A 918-nucleotide genomic window follows, 5' to 3' on the forward strand; every position below is an offset into this window, starting at 1 on the left:
GCGGGCTACCGCAAACAGGCAGGGGGAGACGTGGAATACTGGATAAACCCGCCCACGTTTGAAATCGAAATATGCGGCAGCTACGACAAAGCCAAAGTATGCGAGGTACTGCACGCCGTAGGCTGGCTGCTGAAAGCCGAAAACGGCAGATGGCAACACCAGCGCAAACGTAACGGCACGAAATCCCGCTACTACGTCCTCATCAACGAAGCCCCGCCTGAAACGGAGGAATAGCCAAAAGCAACCACACTGACAAAACCAATAGCATAAACAAAGGCCGTCTGAAACAACAGGCGGCCTTTCCCACATCCAAACACCCCGAAACGCACGGCAGGCAGCCCGCACGCCTCACAAACGGCGTTTCTTCCTTCCAGTCATACCAACCCACACAAAAGCACTAACCCCGCCTAAAACCGCAGCCACGGCGCAGGAAACGGCATACCCCAAAAACAGCCGATTCAGCCGCCGCCCGTGAAAAAAAAACCTATATGCGCGCGAGAAAACTACTGGGTACCCTGGGTACCACAAAACTTTATACTTATAATCATATGAATATAAATAATAAAAACACGAAAAAACGGTACCGAGCTAACAAAAATTTACTGGGTACCATTGGGTACCCTTTTATTTTCATGTACTTATGCCCGGAATAAAAGGGCGGTACCCACAGGTACTCATGTAAAGATTTGTGTGTGGGTACCGACAAACCCAATAACCACGGGGCTTTCAGGCGCGGTACCCAGAGTACCCAGCGTACCCAGCGTTTTTTTGTATATATACGGTTTTTTTTGGGGAAGCGGGCAGATGGCGGGCGGGCGGATTTTGAATTAACCCCATGCAGTCAAATTCTCATGACAACCCCCGCCTGCCCGCGTATCATGGGAGCAACAAAACCCCTGCCTAAAATTTTGACTTGTG

1 protein-coding gene and 1 pseudogene are annotated in these 918 nt (G+C 50.4%); both read left to right on the forward strand.

What is annotated here, in order from left to right; all coding sequences use genetic code 11:
- Nucleotides 1-234, forward strand: a pseudogene (locus ACTHSL_RS12780) (DUF927 domain-containing protein); the annotation flags it as partial.
- Nucleotides 235-692: 458 nt separating this feature from the next.
- Nucleotides 693-918 (forward strand): hypothetical protein (locus ACTHSL_RS12785; RefSeq protein WP_440381675.1); only part of this gene is annotated, 226 nt, incomplete at its 3' end.

Origin of the sequence: Neisseria sp. P0008.S010 (assembly GCF_051962715.1) — a bacterium.
GTDB lineage: Bacteria > Pseudomonadota > Gammaproteobacteria > Burkholderiales > Neisseriaceae > Neisseria > Neisseria elongata.